Source organism: Stenotrophomonas sp. GD04054 (genome assembly GCF_029836955.1).
Taxonomy (GTDB): Bacteria; Pseudomonadota; Gammaproteobacteria; order Xanthomonadales; family Xanthomonadaceae; genus Stenotrophomonas; species Stenotrophomonas maltophilia_A.
Map to the genome: position 1 here is coordinate 80,710 of NZ_JAOECR010000006.1, position 18,791 is coordinate 99,500.

Genomic DNA, 18,791 nt, shown 5'->3' on the forward strand with positions numbered 1-18,791 from the left:
CTTACCCCACCTTCCGCGCCGGTTCGGCGTCGGTCGAATGACGGCTGGCCTTGTACGGCAGGCCCAGATGCGCGCGCAGGGTCTGTCCTTCCAGCACGCGCTGGTGGTAGCCGCGCGCCTGCAGGATTGGCAGCACCTGGGTCACGAAATCGTCCAGGCCTTCGCGCTGTGCCGCGAAACCAAGGATGAAGCCGTCGCTGGCACCGGCATCGAACCAACGGATCAGCTCGTCGGCCACATGTTCCGGCGTACCGATGAAATTCGGTCGCGGGCTCACCGCTTCCAACGCCACCTGGCGAAGGCTCAGGCCCTTCTCACGTGCATCCTGCTTGATGCGGTCGGTGGTGGAACGGAACGAATTGCTGCCGATGTCACCCAGCTCCGGGAACGGTGCGTCCGGATCGTACTGGCTGAAATCATGGTGATCGAAGAAGCGGCCGAGATAGGCCAGCGCATCCTCCAGCGTGGCCAGCGCGGCGATTGCCTGGTACTTGGCTTCAGCCTCCTCGGCGGTGCGGCCGACGATGGGGCCGATACCCGGGAAGATCTTCACGTCATTGCCGCTGCGGCCGTGGGCGATCGCCGAGTTCTTCACCTTCTGGGTGAACGCGCGGGTCTCCTCCAGCGATGGCGAATGGGTGAACACCGCATCGGCATACTTGCCGGCCAGCGCGATGCCATCGTCGGACGACCCGGCCTGGAAGATCACCGGCTGGCCCTGTGGCGAACGCTGGATGTTGAGCGGCCCTTCCACCTGGAAGAAGCGGCCCTTGTGGTCGAGCCGGCGGAACTTCTCCGGTGCGAAGAACGTGCCGCTGTCGCGCTCGCGCACAAAGGCATCGTCATCCCAGGAATCCCACAGCCCTTGCACCACGTCCAGGTACTCGTCGGCGATCTGGTAGCGCAGCGCGTGCTCGGGGTGCGGGCGGCCGTAGTTGCGGCCCGAGCCCTCCAGTGGCGAGGTCACCACGTTCCAGCCGGCACGACCGCCGCTGAGCAGGTCCAGCGAGGCGAATTGGCGGGCCACGGTGAACGGGTCGCTATAGGAGGTCGACAGCGTGCCGGCCAGGCCGATCTTCTTCGTTGCCGTGGCCAGTGCCGACAGCAACGAGATCGGCTCGAAGCGGTTGAGGAAGTGCGGGATCGACTTCTCGTTGATGTACAGGCCGTCGGCTACGAAGCCGAAGGCGATGCCGTTGTCCTCGGCGGTACGCGCGATGTCGATGTAGAACTGCAGGTTGACGCTGGCATCGGCCGGGTTGGAGGGATGCTTCCAGGCATGCATGTGGCTGCCAGGGCCCTGCAGCATGATGCCGAACGGAATGTGGCGCGGGGTCGTGCTCATGGGAATCGCTCCTGCAGGTCAGGCCACCGCCGCGCGCGGCGCGGGCGACAGCAGTTCAAGGGATGTCAGGCGTGCATCAAGGTCGGCCACCGGCGCATCGAGGATGAACTCGCCCACGCCGAAGCGCCGGTGCAGCGCATCCAGTTCGTCACGCACGTGCTGCGCATCACCGGACAACACGCTGGGGCGCGTTTCCTCGATACGAAAGTCAGCCACGCCCACCTGGCGCGCGTACTCGGCAGCCGCATCGGGACTGGGCAGATTCACCGTCTGGCCGGGGCCGAGGTGCAGCTTGTAGACGCGCAGCGCACCGATATGACGTGCTGCGGCTTCGGCAGTTGGTGCGGCGAACGCCACCGTGGCCAGCAGCGGCGGCTGCGTAGAAACACTGCGGTAGGCATCGAACGCGGCCTCGATATGCTTCGGGTCGCCATCGAAGTGGGCGGCGTAGACGAAGCGCCAGCCCAGCTCGGCCGCCTGCTGCGCGCTCTGCGGGCTGGCGCCGAGCAGGAAGCGCTCTGGTGCCTGCTGCGGAACCGGCCGAGCCTGTGCCTCGGTGTCGGCGCCGGACAGATAACCTTCCAGGTCGCGCAGTTGCTGGTCGAAGTCGGCGAACGCCGGACGCCCGGCTGCCAGCGCGGCGGTCGAAGCCGGCAGGCCACCGGGGGCCTTGCCCACGCCCAGATCGACACGCCCCGGCGCCAGCGCCGACAGCAGGTTGAAGTTCTCCGCCACCTTGTACGGCGCGTAGTGGCGCAGCATGACCCCACCACTGCCGATGCGGATGCGCCGGGTCTGCGCCAGCACCCACGCAGCCAGCACTTCCGGTGCGGGGCTGGCCAGCGTCGGTGCAGCGTGGTGCTCGGCAAACCAGTAGCGGTGGTAGCCCAGCTGCTCGGCGCGCTGCGCCAGCTGCAGGCTGTTGCGCAGCGCCTGCTCCGGCGAGGCACCTTCGGCCACCGGGCTCTTGTCCAGCACGCTGATCTGATAGCTCATGGTCACGTCCTCGCTCAGGGGTGGGCCACGGGAATGCCGAGCAAGCCGTTCAACGCGGCCAGGATCGGCTCGGCACCGGAGATGTACTGGCGGTCCTGGTGCGCGCCACTGGCCAGTTCGCTGCGCACGCCCTGCGGCAGCACCAGCTTCGGCAGCGACTGGTCCTGCTCGCCGATCTCGGCGATCACCTCACGGCGCGGTCGCGCGAAGCCGATGCGGCGCACGTCCAGCTGCGCGTCCAGGCCATCGATGCTCGACAGCGCGCCCTCCAGCAACAGGCTGTGCCGGCAGAAGAAGCGCTGGCCGGGAATCTGTCCGTCCTCGAACTCACGGTCGAGCAGGAACAGGATGGGTTTGCTTGCTGCGTCGAGAGTCACAGGGGTCGTCCTCATCGGGGCCGGCAATGCGATGCCGCTTCGATATCGATGCTAGAGATGCCAGCAGCCGCAGCAGCGACGGCTGGCGACAATCGGCGGTCAGATCCGGCCACGCAGATGCGGCGTAGCCATAAGCAAAGCGCCGCCGGTTATGGCGTCAGGCAATACGTCGCAGCGGCGCCGCTACCGTCAGCGCCTGCGCCTGCGTGGCCAAGTGCCCGGCCGCACGCTCGGTCGCCAGTTCGATGCGCGCCTGCAGGGCCGCGCTGCTGATGTGCTCGCCGTCGAAATCGGCAGGCGTGGCATACACCCCGATCGGCAGCGTGTGCGCCTGCAGGAAACTGAACAACGGCCGCAGCTGGTGGTCGATCACCAGCGCATGTCGCTCGCTGCCGCCGGTGGCTGCCAGCAGCACCGGCGTATCCACCAGCGCCTCCAGCTCGATGAAGTCGACCAGGTGCTTGAACAAGCCGGGATACGAGCCGCGATACACCGGCGCGGCCACCACCAGCAGCTCCGCCGCTTCGATGGTCTGCAGTGCCCGTTCCACCGCCGGCTCCGCCTCGCCGCGCGACAGCGACTGGCCCAGCGAACGCGCGATCGGCGCCAGCTCCACCAGCTCCACGCTGGCGTGCACCCGCTGCTGCAGCGAGTCCAGCAGATGCCGTACCAGCAACAACGTGCGCGACGTCGCCGAGCTGGTCGGCGACCCCACCAATGCAACCACCCTCAATGCAGAAGACATGAACTGCTCCCGTGTAGAGCCGAGCCATGCTCGGCTGCCTATCGCTTTTGCAGAACCGAGCCATGCTCGGCTGCTCCAGATCAAAACCGGTAATTGACCCGGCCAAACCAGTACGCACCCACATTGCTCAGCACATCGCCGCTGTCCCACGTGGTCTCGATACTCGCCACATCGGTGGCACTGCGCGCGTACTCCGGCACCTTGCGGGTGCGCTTGTCGAACACGTTGTTGATGCCCAGCGCCGCACTCCAGCCCGCGCCCAGCTCCACGCCACCGGACAGGTTGGTCACCAGCACCGGCGGCTGCCTGTACTCCACGCCGTTGTTCAGGCGCTTGATCGGGCCGTAGTAGGTGAAGTCCAGATTCGAGCGCCAGCGCCCGTTCTGCCAGCCCAGCCCCGCCACCTGCGTATAGCTGGGCGTGCGGAAGCGCAGCGCATACTCGCTGGATCTGGTCAGCAGGTTGATGTTCGGCAGGCCCTGCAGCGCCGCCGGAATGTCGCTGACCTTCTGGATGGTGGTGCGGCCGACGTTGGCGGCGTAGCTCCAGCGCAGCTTGCCCCACGCGGTTTCCTGGTTCGCCTCCAGGGTCAGCTCCACACCGCGTGTACGGGTATTGCCCACGTTGGTGAAGTAGCTGGCGTAGAACGCATCACCCGGCAGGATGCTGATGCCGGCCGAACCCAGCAGTGCATCGATGGTGTTCTTCTGCGCCGCACTCAGCACCGTGCCGCTGTTGTCGGTGACGCGCGCCGGATCCTGCGCGTTGTAGCCGATCTGGCTGGACTGGCCGAGCTGGCCGCGGATGTCGATCTGATAGGCATCCACCGCCAGATGGAACGCCGGGCTCGGGTCCCAGGTCACGCCCAGGCTGTAGTTGGTGGCCTTTTCCGGTTTCAGCGGTGTGGCACCCAACGCAATCGCTGCCGGCGAAGACACCTGCGCCACCAGCGTGGTCCCGCACGGGCAGCTGCCGGTGGCCTGGTAGAACTGCGCGCCCAGGCTGGGCGCATGGAAACCGTTGCTCACCGTTGCCCGCACACCCAGCGCGTCGGTGAAGTCGAAGCGCGTGGTCAGGCGGCCGGTAGAGACACTGCCGAAGTCGGAGTGATCTTCCCAGCGCGCGGCCGCATCCAGGTACCAGCGCGAGGTGATGTTGGTGGCCGCACCCACGTACACCGCCTTGCTGTTACGGGTTGCCTTCACCGCGTCGGCGGTGGAATAGCCGACGAAGGCTGCAGCGCCGAAGCCGGTATACGACTCCCACTGCCCCGCCCCGCGCTCGTACTGCTCGTGCTGATACTCGGCGCCCGCGCTCACCTCCAGCGGCGAAGCGAATGCCGCCACCTCGAAGCCACGGCGCAGGTCCAGGTTGGCGATGCCCTGCTGGTAGTCCAGCTTGCCGTCATAGAAATCAGTGGGTGAACCGGGATACGGCAGCGAGTAGTTCACCGAGTTACGCGTATAGGTGCGCACGGTGCTGCGGTTGCCGGTCAGGCTGGCGTCGTAGTCCCAACCCGCGATCTGGCCTTTTACCCCGGCCGTACCGGTGTACTGCTTCTCCTTGGTTTCCAGCACCGGCAGGAAGCCATCCGGAAACACGCTCAGCACGCCGGGCGCCTTGTAGGTAGTGAAGATGGTCGCCGGCAGACGGAAATTCTGGATCGCCTGTGCAGTGCGATCGCTGGCCGTAGCATTGGCGTAGAACTGCGCGCTCTCGCCCAGGCCATGGCCCACGTTCACCGCGAAGGCCTTCAACGCATACGACGGCGAGCTGAGGATGGTATTGGCTTCGGCATTGCGGCTGGCCTCGGCCGGATTCGGCGTGGCACCTGCTGGCAAACGATTGTTCGGCCGCAGCGCCACCAGATTGCCGCTGCCATCCACTGCCGGATAGCTCAGGTAGCCGTCGATGTAGCGACGGGTACGGATCGCATGATGCTGGCGGGTGGTCTCGCCGGACAGGTTGATGAAGCCATCCTCGCCCCACGGCAGGCCGACGTTGGCGCGCACGCTGGTTCGCGAACCATCACCATCGGTGCTCTGCCCGCTCTCCACCGACACATCACCACCGTGCGCCTGCGACTTCAGGATCACGTTGACCACGCCGGTGATCGCGTCCGAGCCGTAGATGGCGGAGGCACCATCACGCAGCACTTCCACATGGTCGATGGCCGAGACCGGAATCAACGCCAGGTCCGCCCACGCATGTCCGGGGAAGCCGCCCCCATTGGCACCGCTCACATAGGCACTGGCATTGCGGCGCTTGCCGTTCACCAGCACCAGCGTGTAGCCCGGCGACAGGTTGCGCAGCTGGTAGCCGCGGATCAGGCTCTCCTGGTCGCTCTGGTAACCGCCGATCTGGCTCAGCGACGGCAGGCTGCGCTGCAGCGCTTCCAGCAGGTTGCCCTGCCCGGTAGCAGCGAGGTCTTCTGCGGAGATCACATCGATGGGCGTGGAGCTGTTCTTCACCGTACGCGTGCTGGTGCGTGAACCGGTGACCACCACCGCATCCAGCGTGGAGGCCGCCACATTGGCGGTGGCTGCAGTGGTGGCAGGGTCTGCATCGGCTTCCGCTGCGTGGCTGGGTGATGCAGCAAGGACGGCCGCGATCAGGACGGCAAGAGTGCTCAAGGCTGGGGCGTAGGCAGCAGGCATGGGGGCTCGTGGGGGTGGGCCGGAAACACGCTTCCATTCAAGGGCCTGTTCACCCACAGCGACAGGCGGGATCGCGTCACCCAACCGTCATATCCGGCCACCCACATGACCGCTGGTAATGACGTTAGGCAGGCCTGCGTACACGGGGTCAGAGCCCTTCCTCCGGAAGGGATCCGACCCCGGCCTCCATATGCCCGCCCAGCATCACCTCATGCCCTCGCACCACTCTGCGCCACGCACCACCACCCGTAGCATCAGGCCATGCACAGCCCTTCCGCCGATCCCACCGCACCACTCGTCGCCATCGTCGCTTGCCACGGCCAGGGGCTGTTCGAGTTCGGCTGTGCGGTCGGCCTGTTCGCACCGATACGGCCTGAACTGGGCGTGGCCTGGTACCGCACCCAGCTGTGCGCCGGCGAACCCGGCGCACTGCGCATGCTCGGCAGCACCCAGGTGCAGCTGCCCTACGATCTCAGCAGCGTCGATGACGCCGACATCATCGTCATCCCCGGCTGGCGCGAGCCCAGCGAGCGTCCGCCGCAGGCACTGCTCGATGCACTGATCCGCGCCCATGCACGCGGCGCACGCATCGCGTCGATCTGCTCCGGTGCGTTCGTGCTGGCCTGGGCCGGGCTGCTCGATGGCCGCGAGGCCACCACCCACTGGCGCCTCACCGAAGCGCTCGCGCGCGACTTCCCACGCATCGACGTGCGCGAGGATGTGCTGTACGTGGACACCGGCAGCATCATCACCTCGGCCGGCTCGGCCACCGGCATGGACATGATGCTGCACATGGTGCGCAAGGATTACGGCGCGCGCGTGGCTAATCTGGTGGCCGAGCGATTGGTGTTGGCACCTTGGCGTGATGCCGGGCGCAGCCAGCGCGTCAGCCGGGCCATCCCCAACGGCGAGCCCACGCGGTTGGCGAAGCTGATGGAGTGGATGCGCCGTAACCTGCGCGAGCCGCACTCGCTAGGCAGCCTCGCCGAGCAGGCCGCGCTCAGCCAGCGCACCCTGCAGCGGCAGTTCCTGGAAGCCACCGGCCTGTCGCCCATCGATTGGCTGATCCGCGAGCGCGTGACCTTCGCGCGTGAGCTGCTGGAAACCACCGACCGGCCACTGCAGTGGATTGCCGAGCAGGCCGGCTTTGGTTCGCAGGAGTCGTTCCGTCGGCACTTCCGTGGCCAGGTCGATGCCAGCCCCACCGAGTACCGCAGCCAGCATCGCAACGGCATCAGTGCGGACCGTCTGGTCGGCTGCTGAGCCCCGGGTAGTGCCGGCCCTTGACCGGCAGGCAAGGCCCCCGCCGTCTTCGTCGACGACTTTCCACGCCATCACCACCACTGCACTATAGGGGCATGCCCCGCACTGCCGACGGACCGGTGATGACCGACAGCCCCTACAGGACCTACCGCGTCGGAATCGGCGTATCGCTGCTGTTGGCGGCACTGATCGCCACGCTCTCGTTGATTGCCGTGTCCAGCCCCAACCTGGGTTGGGGCGTCGTGGCGCTGGCCACCATCGCGATATGGGCCGGCGTCCCGCTGCTGCTGGTGCTTCTGCTGGCCTGGCTGCGCTACATGGTGCGTCAGCGCGGGCAGGTGCCGGGCCGCATACACGTGCTGATGTTCGTGCCAACCGCCGCCGCCATGCTCATCATTCCACTGTGGCACGTCCTGCAAGGCAGTGTGGACAGCCTGGCCGGCGGCTCACGTGTGTCCATCGCCGAGCTGCACGTCAACCTCAGCGGGCAACCCCTTTGGCTGGACACCTCGCCGTATGCATCCACCGGTTCTGGCGCTGGCCCGGACCTGCCCATGCAGGGCGAAACGCCCCAGCGCTTCCTGGCCTTCCACCGCTACCCCAACCCGCAGTCCGATGCAGACAGGTCCTTCCCGTATGAACAAGCGCGCCTGAAGCCCTCCGTCGACCACTACCGCTACGCCACACCGTCTGGAGATCGCGCCGTCACCGATGTGCCGCTGGTCCGTCGGCCGTACCCCGAGCTTGCGTCATTCAATGCGGCCTGGCGACGCGCGGGTACACCCGAGCTCGTGCATATCTACTACCACTACAGCGATCACGTAGAGGTCGCGCCCGCACTCGCACGCCTCAGTGGCTTCACCACCGATGATCTGGAGCGCAGCCGCTTCGAAGGCCTGACGCTGTTCAAGATCCACAACTACGGCAGTGCGCCCATCCTTCGGGTGGAAATCAATGGCCTCACACTGGACATCGGCGACGGGGCCATCGCGAACATCCCGGAAGCGCCCAGGGATTGCACGGCCTACGGCTACCCGGTCAGCCCCGCGCTGTTGCCGCTCAACCTGCCCCTGCAGGTGCGATGGCAGACTGCAGACGCACCGACGCGGTGGCACAGCGCGCGCGTGCAGGTGCCCGCGTTCCGGCAGCCGCGGCCACTGCAGGGGCAATCCACATTGCAGCGCGTCCTGCTGTACATGCTGCCCGATGACGCGCTGGCCGCCGAACGCTACGCCGAAGTGTTTGACGGCGATTCGCGGCGCGGCATCAAGGCCACTGGTCTGCCAGCCAGCGCTGCCACCTACGCGGTGTGTGGCAGCGCCAGGGCAACCTATGGCGAAGGAGCGGGTACCGTGCTGGCCGACTGATCCGCGGCCTTGCCGGCGCGCTCCCCTCTACGCTGACGCGCGCTCAGTCCTCCTGCACCAGCTTGAACTCGCGCAGCAGGCCACCGATCTGGGTCTTGTCCAGCTTGTTCATCAGCAGGTTGCGCAGGAACGCCGGGCCGGGAATATCCAGCGCCTTGCCATCGCGCAGGCGACCGGTGGCGGCCAGCAGCGAGCGCACGTCATAGGTGGAATTGAATACCTCGGGCACACCGCGTTCGATACCTAACAGCGTGTACACCGCTTCCATCGGTGTGCGCACCGAGTACTCGGTGGTGAAGATGCAGTCGCGCTGCTTCGATTCGGCAAACTGGCCGATGAAGGCGAAGTTCACCGCTCCCTCCGGCACCACGTCCGGGCGATCACCGGCCTGGCGCGGCATGAAGAACGCGGTGATGTACGGCATCATCACCGGCACTGTCTTCGCCCCAGTCGCGGCCAGCTCATCGATCTCCTCCACCGGCACGCCCAGGTGGTACAGCCACTCGCGGGTGATCTCCTCGCCGGTGCAATCCTGCATCGGCTTCTTTACGTAATCGCCGGGCGTATCGACGAACAGTGAGTACACCCAGACCACGATCTGGTCCTTGGGCTGGTTCTTGAAATGCGGCTGGCGGTTCACGGTCCAGCTCATTAACCAGCGCGAATCGCGCACACTGACGATGCCGCCGGTCACCACCTTGCCACTGAACGGGTCACGCTTGGCGATCTTCTGGATGTAGGCCGGGATGCGTGCGTCCAGCGTCGTCACCGTCGCCGACTCCCACTTGGTCTGCGGGATGTGCGCGCCGAACACGTCCGGACGCCCGAACGCAGGATCCCTGGCGGCAATGCGTCGCCACAGGTCCCAGGCAGGCGCCGGCCCCTCATTCAATCGCGCAGCCGTGTGGTGGTCGCCGTTGTCCGAGTTCTCGGTCAACGAACCGATCGTCATGAAAACAAGGTCATCTGCGCTCAGATCCACGCCACCCGCCACGCCCTCGCGCGTCCAGTGGATGCGCGTGGCCTGCTTGCGGCCGGCCGCCAGATCGAAGTCGACGTCGGTCACCTCGGTGCCGTACTGGAACACCACGCCGTGGTCCTGCAGCCACTTCACCAGCGGCAGCACCAGCGATTCGTACTGGTTGTACTTGGTGAACTTCAGCGCCGAGAAATCCGGCAGGCCGCCGATGTGGTGGATGAAGCGATGCAGGTACAGCTTCATCTCCAGCGCCGAATGCCATTCCTCGAAGGCGAACATGGTGCGCCAGTACAGCCAGAAGTTGCTGTCCAGGAAGTCGCGACCCAGCACCTCGTCGATGCGCTTGTTCTCCATCTCCTGCCGGGTGGCCAGGAACAACGCGATGATGTCCTTCTGCGCCTGTTCGCTCAGGGTGAACAGGCCGTCGGTGTGCGCATCTTCGCCGCGATTGATCGTGGCACGCTGCAGCGAATAGTTCGGGTCGTCCTTGTTCAACCAGTAGAACTCGTCCAGCACACTGGCATCTTCAATCTCCAGCGACGGAATCGAGCGGAACAGATCCCACAGGCACTCGAAGTGGTCTTCCATCTCGCGGCCGCCGCGGATCACGAAGCCCTTCTCCGGCACCTTCAGGCCATCCAGCGCGCCGCCGGGAATCTGCTGCTGCTCGAGAATGGTGATGCGCTCACCGGCCATGCGGCCGTCGCGCACCAGGAACGCGGCACCGGCCAGCGAGGCCAGGCCCGAACCGACAAACCATGCCCGCTTGTCATCGACACCGGCGGGCTTGCGCGGGCGCGCGAAGGCTTCGTAGTTGCCACTGCTGTAGTACATGCGTTGCTCCTTCCTGGAGGGGGTCATCAGGAACCCGCAGTGGAATGACACAGCCATTCCATGCAGGTCATGCCCCTACTCTAGCGCCGAACCGATGTACCGTTTCGTGCACACAGGCTGCGACCGAGTGACGCAGCCACGTCAGAGCTGTCGCCCCAGCAGCATGCCCGGCCAGCCATCCACAGTGAACGGCGCGATGCGCGTGTAGCCGCAGGTCTCATAGAAGCGCACCAGATCACCGTTGCCACCGCCGTAGCAGTCCACACGCAGATGGTCGAGCCCGGCAGCGCGCGCCTGCTCATCGGCAAAGGCCATCAGGCGCCGGCCGATGCCACGCACGCGCGCATCACGCGATGCCACCAGTACCCGTACATACAGTTCCGGGCCGGTGGGCGCAGGCACATAGGGCATCGACTCGCCCAGCGCCAGGAACGCGCGCACGTCACCCTGCTCGTTCTGCGCCACCCATGCACCCGGCAGCGCGCACGCATCGGTCACCTGGGTGATCCGGCGCGGCATCGTGGACCATGGCTCACTGCCCCATTGCTGCAGGTTGCCGATCGACACGAACCATTCGATGACTTCGTCGAAGAGCATCAGCACCGCAGGGGCATCGTCTACGTTGGCGCGGCGGATGTTCAAGATTTCCTTTCCAGCTTCAGTCATGCCTGCACTCCTTGACGTCCCGTAGATCCAGTAGTGCCAGGCCATGCCTGGCAGGTGCCCAGTGTATTGATCCAGCCCCCCGTCCACCGGATTTGACATGCAGGCATTTACCTGCCTATAGTCCACCCAAGGACGGCGCCTGTCCGCCCACGCGAGGAACCTGCAATGGTCGATATCGCACACAGGGTCGGCATCAAGGCCCCTGCAAGCCAGGTGTACCAAGCTCTGGCAACCCCCGAAGGCGTCGCCGCCTGGTGGGCCGAAGACACCCATGGTGACCGCGTGGCCGGCGGGACGGTCAAGGTTCGCTTCACGAACAACGGCCAGGAAATCGGCGCCATGGAAATGAAACTTGAGCAGCTTGTTCCAGGCGAGCTCGTGCTCTGGCAGTTCCTCGCCGGCCCCGCCGAATGGATCGGCACCCACGCGCGCTTCCTGCTGAAGCAGGAGGGCGACTACTGCATCGTGCTGTTCACCCATGAAGGCTGGAAAGAGCGCGTCGAGTTCACCTCCCACTGCAGCACCAAGTGGGCGGTGTTCCTGATGAGCCTGAAGGCGCTGCTGGAAACCGGCAAGGGCCAGCCCAACCCACACGACGTCAGGATCGATAACTGGAATTGAAGACATTCCCATGGCGGTAGACAACGCGCGCAACACAGACAAGGTCTTCAAGGCACTGGCCGACCCCACGCGCAGGACGCTGCTGGATCTGCTCTGCGAAGACAACGGGCAGACGCTCGGCCAGCTGTGCGAGCACCTGGACATGGCCCGGCAATCGGTCACCCAGCACCTGGGCCTGCTGGAAGACGCCAACCTGATCAGCACCGTGCGCCGCGGCCGCGAGAAGCTGCACTTCATCAACCCGGTGCCGCTGCACGAGGTGTACGAACGCTGGGTACGCAAGTTCGAGCAGCAGCGCCTGAGCCTGCTGCATGACCTGAAACGAGAACTGGAAGGAGAATGACGATGTCCGCAGAGTCCACCCGCTTCATCCACGTGATCTACATCGCCTCCACGCCGCAGAAGGTGTTCGAGGCCATCACCCGCCCCGAGATCGCCAGCCGCTACTGGGGCCACGAGAACGTCTCGGACTGGAAGCCCGGCTCGCGCTGGCAGCATGTGCGCGCCAACGAAACGCGCTCGGTCGAGCTGGTCGGCGAAGTGGTGGAAAGCACCCCACCCTCGCGGCTGGTCATCACCTGGGCCGCCGCCTCGCAGGCCGAAAACCCGGATGCCTACAGCCGCGTCACCTTCGACATCGTGCCCTACCAGGACATGGTGCGGCTGACCGTCACCCACGACGAACTGGAACCGGGCAGCGGCATGGATACCGGCATCCGCCAGGGCTGGCCGATCGTGCTGTCGAGCCTGAAGTCGTTGTTGGAGACGGGCAAGGGGTTGGATGTGTTTGCGAAGCCGCAGTAGACGGCTGCGTCGGGACGACGCCGCAGGGCCTTGGCTGCTGCGGCGTCGGCAATGCGGCCGATGCGGGTCCGCTAGCGGGCCGTCCAACCCCCATCCACCGGCAACGCCGTGCCAGTGATCTGCGCCGCAGCGTCCGAAGCCAGGAACACCACCATCTCCCCCAGCTGCTCGGGCGTCACGAACTGCAACGAAGGCTGCTTCTCGGTCAGCAGCGCGCGGGCGGCGGTCTCCTGATCTGTGCCCTCGCGCTCGGCCAACGCGGTGATCTGCTGCTCGACCAGCGCCGTTCGCACCCAGCCCGGGCAGATGGCATTGGCGGTGATGCCGGTGCCCGCATTCTCCAGCGCGGTCACCTTGGTGAAGCCCACCACGCCATGCTTGGCCGCCACATAGGCCGACTTGTTCACCGAGCCCACCAGGCCGTGTACCGACGCGATGTTGATGATGCGACCAGCGCCCTGCTGCTTCATATGGGGCAACGCCGCCGCCGTTGCATGGAACACCGCCGACAGGTTCAGCGCCAGGATCGCGTCCCACTTCTCGACCGGGAATTCCTCGATCGACGCGGTGTGCTGGATGCCCGCATTGTTCACCAGAATGTCGATGCGCCCCATCGTCGCCACGGCGTGGTCGATCAGTCCGCGCACTGCCTCGCCACGGGAAAGGTCCGCGCCATCGTGCGCTACCCGCACGCCGAACTCGGCTTCCAGTTTGGTGCGGATGCGTTCGATTTCCGCCGCATCGCCGAAGCCGTTCAGCACGATATCGGCGCCTTGCCGCGCCAGCGCGGTGGCGATGCCAAGGCCGATACCACTGGTGGAGCCGGTAACCACCGCAACCTTTCCACTGAACATGGGTGAGCTTCCATTGGGCGTAGGTGGCCAGTGTAGCTTCACCGGCGCGCCCCTTTAAGCGACGCTACCTTGGTCAATCAACGGTTAGAACGCGTTAGGTACCCGCCGAGGGAAGTGTCCAGCGTTCATTCAAAACGGACGGTACACCTCAGAGGGGGCACAGTCGTGGCCTCCTAGCGATACTGTCCGACTCCGACATAGAGCAATGCATCCATGCTTTGCCCGGCGGATCGAAATCGAACAGGTCCGAAAATAGCTTCTGCGGCCGTTCTACTCCCCCCACCGCCAACCGGGCGGGGCGCCTTTCATCCAGCAGATAAGGACAAGGACCAACACTACGGCCCACGTGTAGAGCTGAAACGCGATGGGCTCGCGAAATGGAGAGAACAGAAACGGACCTGCCAGCAGCAGGCCGAATGCGACTGCGTACACAAGCCAGCCCTGCCACGCGCACGGCATCCCCCAACCCCATCCGTACTTTTTCCTGGTAAACCAGTACTTCCTGCTGATCATTGCAATCTTCCTCGATGGCCGCCGGTCTCACGTACCTGATCCAAGCATGCTTTGAGCTGTTCGTGAAGACGTCGGTCCAGAATCAAGTCAGTATCCCCTCTGGCTGTGACGAGAACAGAGCTACGGTCCATGCGCAGCACGAAGACGTTGCGACCGCTGTGCATGCGGAACTTGCCAAGCTCAACGCCACCGGTGCTCGTTCCAAGTTGCCGGTGAGGCAGCGTGATCCTTGAAGCACATATGCCGAGAGGAAGCGCGTAGGCGTGAATCAGGGATACGTCCAGCGTCGATCGGCACATCATCAGGAACTACTCCGCAGAGATTGACCGCATGCATTAAACGTAAATCGTCTCGACAATTGCCTCAAATGCGTCTTCGTCACAGGTGATAAGGCCCACGCTTCGCATCGCGCGCAGAAACGAGCGGGCCTCGTTCTATGTTGCGGGCTTTGCGTGTTCATCGCAGATCATACTTGCACTGCCACGCATGAGAATGCTTCAGTATCAGATAGCGCGCAACAAACGCCCATTTCTCATCGATCACATTGGCCGAACAGGAGCTGCGCGCTGTGATGCCATTGCAGTGACACTGTTCATACCGAACTTCAAACACGCTCTAGAAGATGACGCTTGCCCGCTCAACGGTCGCGAGCGGATTGACCTTCCGCACCGCCTCCAGGAACAGCAGGAAGTCGCGGTTGAACAGCGTCAGGTTGTTGGTGAACGTCACACCCTTTCTGCCCGATGCTCTGCTGAAGCACACCTTCCAGACATAGCGCCCGTAGATCCTGTCGGACGTTCGTGTGACTGAGGTGATCTGCGAAAGCGGAACCGCCGTGGGCACCGGCCCACGTCGCAGGTAGAAGGATTCTGTATCAAAGAAATAGTGCTCGCGATCCTCTTTGCCATCCACCATCACCAAGGTCATGGACTTGCCAGAAATCCGGCGAGGGGGATCCAAACGCAGCCCTGATCCCAATGCAGAACGCGCGGTCGCTGACATTCGCCGAAGGGTGAACCAGAGGATCACCAACGGAAGCGCCGCAACGACAATGAAGCCTACAGTCTTCAAAACAGTTTCCAGCGTGCTGGGCACACAGATCTCCCGGATGAACTTTCAGGCGATGCCCAAGTAGATCCACGCCATGCGTGGATGATTCTCCCTCAACGCCTTTTCACTTCCAGTGATCCGGCCCCAGGAACGGCAGGCTCAACACAAACACCGGAACCGCCACAGGAATCAACGCAGCGCCCAGCACCTTGCCGGCCGCCGTCCCAACACCCGGCTTGTCCTCCCGCTCCGGCAGGATCCGCTGCGCCCGCGCACTGATCGGCTGCGCCAGCTTCCCCTTCTCCGCCAACGCAGCAGCGTCCGGCAACTTCACCCGCTCGCCGTCGCCCTCGAACAGCGCGCTGTAGTAGCTGCCGCCCTTCTTTGAAAGATTGCAGGCCCGATCAAACGCCAGCGCATAACGGCTCCGGTCCTGCGGCAGGTAGTAGCGCGCCCGCTCATCCACATACTTCGCCTCGCGCGGGAGCACCTCGATCCGCTCCAGCTTGAACTGCGCGGCCTGTTCCGGCGTCACCTGCTCCGGCCGCAGCAGCAGCGCATAGCTGCCGTGCACCTTGGCCTTGTTGGCCGGGTCGCGCCAATCCTCATGGAAGTACATCTGCGCGCAGGCCACCGCCTCGCGCAGCGGGCTGTCCATCAGCGCGCGGTACTCGCGGAACGGCGCGGCATTGAAGCGCATCGGTTCTTCAAAGCGCGGCAGCAGGTACAGCTGGCCGTCGTCGGCCACGAACGCACCGGTGATCTCGCGGCTTGAGGCGTGCTCCTCCGGGCCACTGGCACAGCCAGACAGCAAGCCAAGGCACAGGGCGGAGAGAATGAAGAAGGACGTTCGCATGTCGTGCTCGAGGGCTTCCCTGGGAAAACGGCCCCGCCCGGAAGGACGAGGCCAGTCCGCCATGGTGCCACGGCACCGCATGTGATGCAGAACCCGCCTTACTTCAACCGCTCCACCAACCGCTGCCCCACCTCCAGCGCCGAAGCCGGGTTCTGCCCGGTAATCAGCTCGCGGTCCACCACCACATGCCCGGTCCACGGCGTGGTGTTGCTGCTGAACTTCGCACCCGCCCGCTGCAACGCGGTCTGCGGGTAGAACTTCATCTCGCCACCGCCCAGCAGCGGCTTGGCCTGCTCTTCTTCCTGGTTGCTGATCACCGTCATCTGGTAGCCGCTGTAGATCCACTTCGGCGTGGCTGGCATCGCACCCAGCTCCAGCTTTGCCGCGAAACCACTCGCATCCGGCAGCGTGGACAGCAGCGCGATCGGCCCGTGGCAGACCAGCGCGGTGGTCTTGTTGCGCTGGTGGAAGTCGGCCAGCAACCGGCCCAGCGCCGGGCTCTTCAGCAGGTCCTGCATCGGCGCGTGCCCACCGGGAATGTAGACCGCATCGAAACGCGCGTAGCCTTGCTGCTCGATGCGCGCCAGGCTGACCACCGGCGAGGCCGTCGGCGAGGTCAGCGCCAGCTTCTCCAGCAGATCCTTGTGCAGCTTCAGCTGCGCGGCATCGTTGCCGAAGTAGGCCGGCGTCACCGAGGACGCATCCACCGTCGGTGCCCGCCCCTGCGGCGTGGCGAAGGTCACCTCGTGGCCGGCGTCCAGCAGCAGCTTGACCGGCTGCATCAGCTCGTTGAGATAGAAGCCGGTGGACAGCACCTTGCCGTCCTTCAGGTCCAGGTGGCTTTCGTCGGACAGCACCACCAGCACGTTGGCGGCCTGCGCGCCGGTCGCGGCCAGGGTCAGGGCCAGCGCTGCGGCCAGCCGGGTCATCAGGTTCATGGGGTAGCTCCTATCAGGGAATGGCGGCCACTTTATTCATCGCCCCAGCGGCGATAAATTGGCCTCATCGCAAAACATCTGTTCCCCGGAGAGCCAAATGAGCCGCAAGTTCGACTACCTGGGCGATGTGGAGGTGTTCCTGACGGTGGTCGAGCACGGCTCGTTCACGGCGGGCGCGGTGGCGCTGTCCACCACGCCGTCGGTATTGAGCCGCGCGGTCACGCGCCTGGAAGCGCGGTTGGGCCGGCAGCTGCTGCAGCGGACCACCCGCCGCGTGGGCCTGACCGATGCCGGGCGGCTCTATCTGGAACAGGTGCGCACCGCCTTCGGCCTGCTGGACGACGCCGAGCGCGACGTGCTGGCCCAGGACGGTGCGCTGGCCGGCCGCGTGCGCCTGAGCGTGCCCACCACCTATGGCCACTACCGGCTGCCGCCCGTGCTGGCGCGCTTTGCGCAGCAGTACCCGCAGGTGCAGGTGGAACTGAACATCACCAACCGAAACGTGGACCTGGTGGCCGAAGGCTTCGACCTGGCCATCCGCTTGGGCCAGCTGCCGAACAGCGGGCTGGTGGGGCGGAAGCTGGAAGATGCGCCGCTGCTGCTGGTGGCTTCGCCGGACTACCTGCAGCGTCGGGGTACGCCGCAGACGCTGGACGACCTGCAGCAGCACCTGTGCCTGCCCTTCGTGATGCCGCGCACCGGGCGACTTGCGCCATGGATCTTCCGCGACGGCGGGCGCGACGTGGACTGGCTGCCGCGTTCGTCCATCGAGACCTCCGACGATGTGCTGGGCGTGGTGTCGCTGGCCGAACAGGGTATCGGCATCTGCCAGAGCTATGCGTTCATCGTGCGCGAACGGTTGCAGTGTGGGCAGCTGGTGGAGGTGCTGCCGCAGTTGCGCGGGCGGTCGAGGCCGTTCTCGGTGATCTATGCGCCGCATCGGCGGCAGTCGGCGGCGGCGCGGGCGATGATTGAGTTGCTGGTGGGGAATGCGGCTGAGGATGGTGTTGGCTGAAGCCGGGGGCTTGTTAACAGTGTCGGGATTGAACCGTTTTTCGGGGTGTGCGGCTGATCGCGCGCCGTTACTTGGCGAGCCGGGCTAAGAACTGTTGCAAAGCAGGCTGTCGCGCTATTCGCTTGTGGCGTGGGCGATTGCGCCATGTTGATTCGCTATCAGCAGAGCAGATGCGCGAATGCGTCTGCTGGCGTCGCGTGCTGCACGAATGGAGCGTGCAACAATAGTTCTTCGCTCTCGGATTCCGCGATTCCTTCGCGAATTTCTATTGGCATTCGAAGCGGGGGCGTAAACACCATGGCGTGCCACCGACAACGGGTGGCCGGGCCTGCAAACCCGAACTGTTAGTTGTTTACGCTTACCCGTCGGCACCGTCCTTAACCGGTGCCGGCGGGTAATCCGTCGGCCTTTATGGCGGGCGGTGCGTGGGGGCCTTCGGGCCCGCCGGGTACTGACAACTATCGTCCGGTTTGCAGCCACGCATCGTCCGCCACCCCGCTACGCGGTGGCGCTGTTAAGCACAGCCAAGGAAACCGACGCCATGAACGAATCCGACACCTTCTCCCCGTACGCAGCTGTTGAGCCCGTCAACGACGACACGCCACTGCCCGACCTGAACTCCCTGCTTGGCATCCTCAAGCGCATGCGCGGCTGCGAGGGGGCTGATGGGCTGCCCTGGCCGGAGAACGACGTGTCACCTGGCAGGCGTGTGAGCTTGGCAAGAACCGAGCGCGCGTTGGTGGGGCTGCTGACAGTGCTGGAGCTGTTGCACGCGGCGGACCGCTGCCGGGTGGCAGCGGAGCCGGAACGGCATCTGGATGAAGGGGTGGTAGATGGGTTGTTTCTGGCTTGCCGCGGATTGGCTGAGTGGGCTTGTCGAGAGGTCCGACCGGAGCGATGAAGCGCGTCTT

18 protein-coding genes are annotated in these 18,791 nt (G+C 65.1%); 7 read left to right on the forward strand and 11 right to left on the reverse strand.

What is annotated here, in order from left to right; translation table 11 throughout:
• Nucleotide 1: 1 nt before the first annotated feature.
• The 5 genes from N7573_RS05595 to N7573_RS05615 all read right to left on the reverse strand — a co-directional run bounded on the left by N7573_RS05595 (nucleotide 2) and on the right by N7573_RS05615 (nucleotide 6,120).
• Nucleotides 2-1,345, reverse strand: a complete 1,344-nt coding sequence (locus tag N7573_RS05595) for an LLM class flavin-dependent oxidoreductase (RefSeq protein WP_279912630.1) — start codon at nucleotides 1,343-1,345, stop codon at nucleotides 2-4.
• A gap of 18 nt (nucleotides 1,346-1,363) precedes the next feature.
• Nucleotides 1,364-2,341 carry an MsnO8 family LLM class oxidoreductase gene (locus N7573_RS05600; RefSeq protein WP_279912629.1) on the reverse strand — a complete coding sequence of 326 codons (978 nt, stop codon included), beginning with the start codon at nucleotides 2,339-2,341 and terminating at the stop codon, nucleotides 1,364-1,366.
• 14 nt (nucleotides 2,342-2,355) lie between these two features.
• Complete coding sequence (locus N7573_RS05605; protein WP_014036937.1) at nucleotides 2,356-2,718, reverse strand: DUF3088 family protein; 363 nt, start codon at nucleotides 2,716-2,718, stop codon at nucleotides 2,356-2,358.
• Between the two features lie 157 nt (nucleotides 2,719-2,875).
• Nucleotides 2,876-3,463, reverse strand: a complete 588-nt coding sequence (gene msuE, locus N7573_RS05610; RefSeq protein WP_279912628.1) for an FMN reductase — start codon at nucleotides 3,461-3,463, stop codon at nucleotides 2,876-2,878.
• 80 nt (nucleotides 3,464-3,543) lie between these two features.
• Nucleotides 3,544-6,120 (reverse strand): TonB-dependent receptor, encoded by a 2,577-nt coding sequence (locus N7573_RS05615; protein ID WP_279912627.1) that lies wholly within the window; start codon nucleotides 6,118-6,120, stop codon nucleotides 3,544-3,546.
• 261 nt (nucleotides 6,121-6,381) lie between these two features.
• Between N7573_RS05615 and ftrA the strand changes: the two genes are divergently transcribed.
• Nucleotides 6,382-7,383, forward strand: a complete 1,002-nt coding sequence (gene ftrA, locus N7573_RS05620) for a transcriptional regulator FtrA (protein WP_279943094.1) — start codon at nucleotides 6,382-6,384, stop codon at nucleotides 7,381-7,383.
• Between the two features lie 95 nt (nucleotides 7,384-7,478).
• On the forward strand, nucleotides 7,479-8,750 hold the full coding sequence (locus N7573_RS05625; RefSeq protein ID WP_279912625.1) for a hypothetical protein: 1,272 nt from the start codon (nucleotides 7,479-7,481) through the stop codon (nucleotides 8,748-8,750).
• A 43-nt stretch (nucleotides 8,751-8,793) separates the two neighbouring features.
• Here the strand turns inward: N7573_RS05625 and N7573_RS05630 are convergent, their stop codons facing one another.
• Nucleotides 8,794-10,563, reverse strand: a complete 1,770-nt coding sequence (locus N7573_RS05630) for an oleate hydratase (RefSeq protein ID WP_279912624.1) — start codon at nucleotides 10,561-10,563, stop codon at nucleotides 8,794-8,796.
• A 141-nt stretch (nucleotides 10,564-10,704) separates the two neighbouring features.
• Nucleotides 10,705-11,229, reverse strand: coding sequence for a GNAT family N-acetyltransferase (locus N7573_RS05635; protein ID WP_279912623.1), 525 nt, complete (start codon nucleotides 11,227-11,229; stop codon nucleotides 10,705-10,707).
• A gap of 165 nt (nucleotides 11,230-11,394) precedes the next feature.
• On the opposite strand from N7573_RS05635, the gene N7573_RS05640 reads away from it, so the two are divergent.
• Genes N7573_RS05640 through N7573_RS05650 form a run of 3 tightly spaced genes read left to right on the forward strand, consistent with a single transcriptional unit; the run spans nucleotide 11,395 to nucleotide 12,654 of the window.
• Nucleotides 11,395-11,850, forward strand: coding sequence for an SRPBCC domain-containing protein (locus N7573_RS05640; protein WP_279912622.1), 456 nt, complete (start codon nucleotides 11,395-11,397; stop codon nucleotides 11,848-11,850).
• Nucleotides 11,851-11,860: 10 nt separating this feature from the next.
• On the forward strand, nucleotides 11,861-12,193 hold the full coding sequence (locus tag N7573_RS05645; protein WP_049399064.1) for a metalloregulator ArsR/SmtB family transcription factor: 333 nt from the start codon (nucleotides 11,861-11,863) through the stop codon (nucleotides 12,191-12,193).
• A 2-nt stretch (nucleotides 12,194-12,195) separates the two neighbouring features.
• Nucleotides 12,196-12,654, forward strand: coding sequence for an SRPBCC family protein (locus N7573_RS05650; protein WP_032129304.1), 459 nt, complete (start codon nucleotides 12,196-12,198; stop codon nucleotides 12,652-12,654).
• 71 nt (nucleotides 12,655-12,725) lie between these two features.
• On the opposite strand, the gene N7573_RS05655 is transcribed toward N7573_RS05650, so the two are convergent.
• From N7573_RS05655 to N7573_RS05670, 4 genes are all read right to left on the reverse strand, one after another.
• Nucleotides 12,726-13,508, reverse strand: a complete 783-nt coding sequence (locus N7573_RS05655) for a 3-hydroxybutyrate dehydrogenase (protein ID WP_279912620.1) — start codon at nucleotides 13,506-13,508, stop codon at nucleotides 12,726-12,728.
• Between the two features lie 1,128 nt (nucleotides 13,509-14,636).
• Entirely contained in the window at nucleotides 14,637-15,116 is a 480-nt protein-coding gene (locus N7573_RS05660) for a hypothetical protein (RefSeq protein WP_279912619.1), read from the reverse strand.
• 79 nt (nucleotides 15,117-15,195) lie between these two features.
• Nucleotides 15,196-15,927 carry a hypothetical protein gene (locus tag N7573_RS05665; protein ID WP_088025737.1) on the reverse strand — a complete coding sequence of 244 codons (732 nt, stop codon included), beginning with the start codon at nucleotides 15,925-15,927 and terminating at the stop codon, nucleotides 15,196-15,198.
• A 98-nt stretch (nucleotides 15,928-16,025) separates the two neighbouring features.
• A complete protein-coding gene (locus N7573_RS05670) occupies nucleotides 16,026-16,865 on the reverse strand; it encodes a type 1 glutamine amidotransferase domain-containing protein (protein ID WP_279912618.1) in 840 nt (279 codons plus the stop codon).
• 97 nt (nucleotides 16,866-16,962) lie between these two features.
• On the opposite strand from N7573_RS05670, the gene N7573_RS05675 reads away from it, so the two are divergent.
• Both N7573_RS05675 and N7573_RS05680 read left to right on the forward strand, forming a co-directional pair.
• The gene (locus tag N7573_RS05675; protein ID WP_279912617.1) at nucleotides 16,963-17,880 is read left to right on the forward strand and encodes a LysR family transcriptional regulator; all 918 of its coding nucleotides are present in this window, start codon (nucleotides 16,963-16,965) and stop codon (nucleotides 17,878-17,880) included.
• A 541-nt stretch (nucleotides 17,881-18,421) separates the two neighbouring features.
• Nucleotides 18,422-18,781, forward strand: coding sequence for a hypothetical protein (locus tag N7573_RS05680; protein ID WP_279912616.1), 360 nt, complete (start codon nucleotides 18,422-18,424; stop codon nucleotides 18,779-18,781).
• Nucleotides 18,782-18,791: the final 10 nt, after the last annotated feature.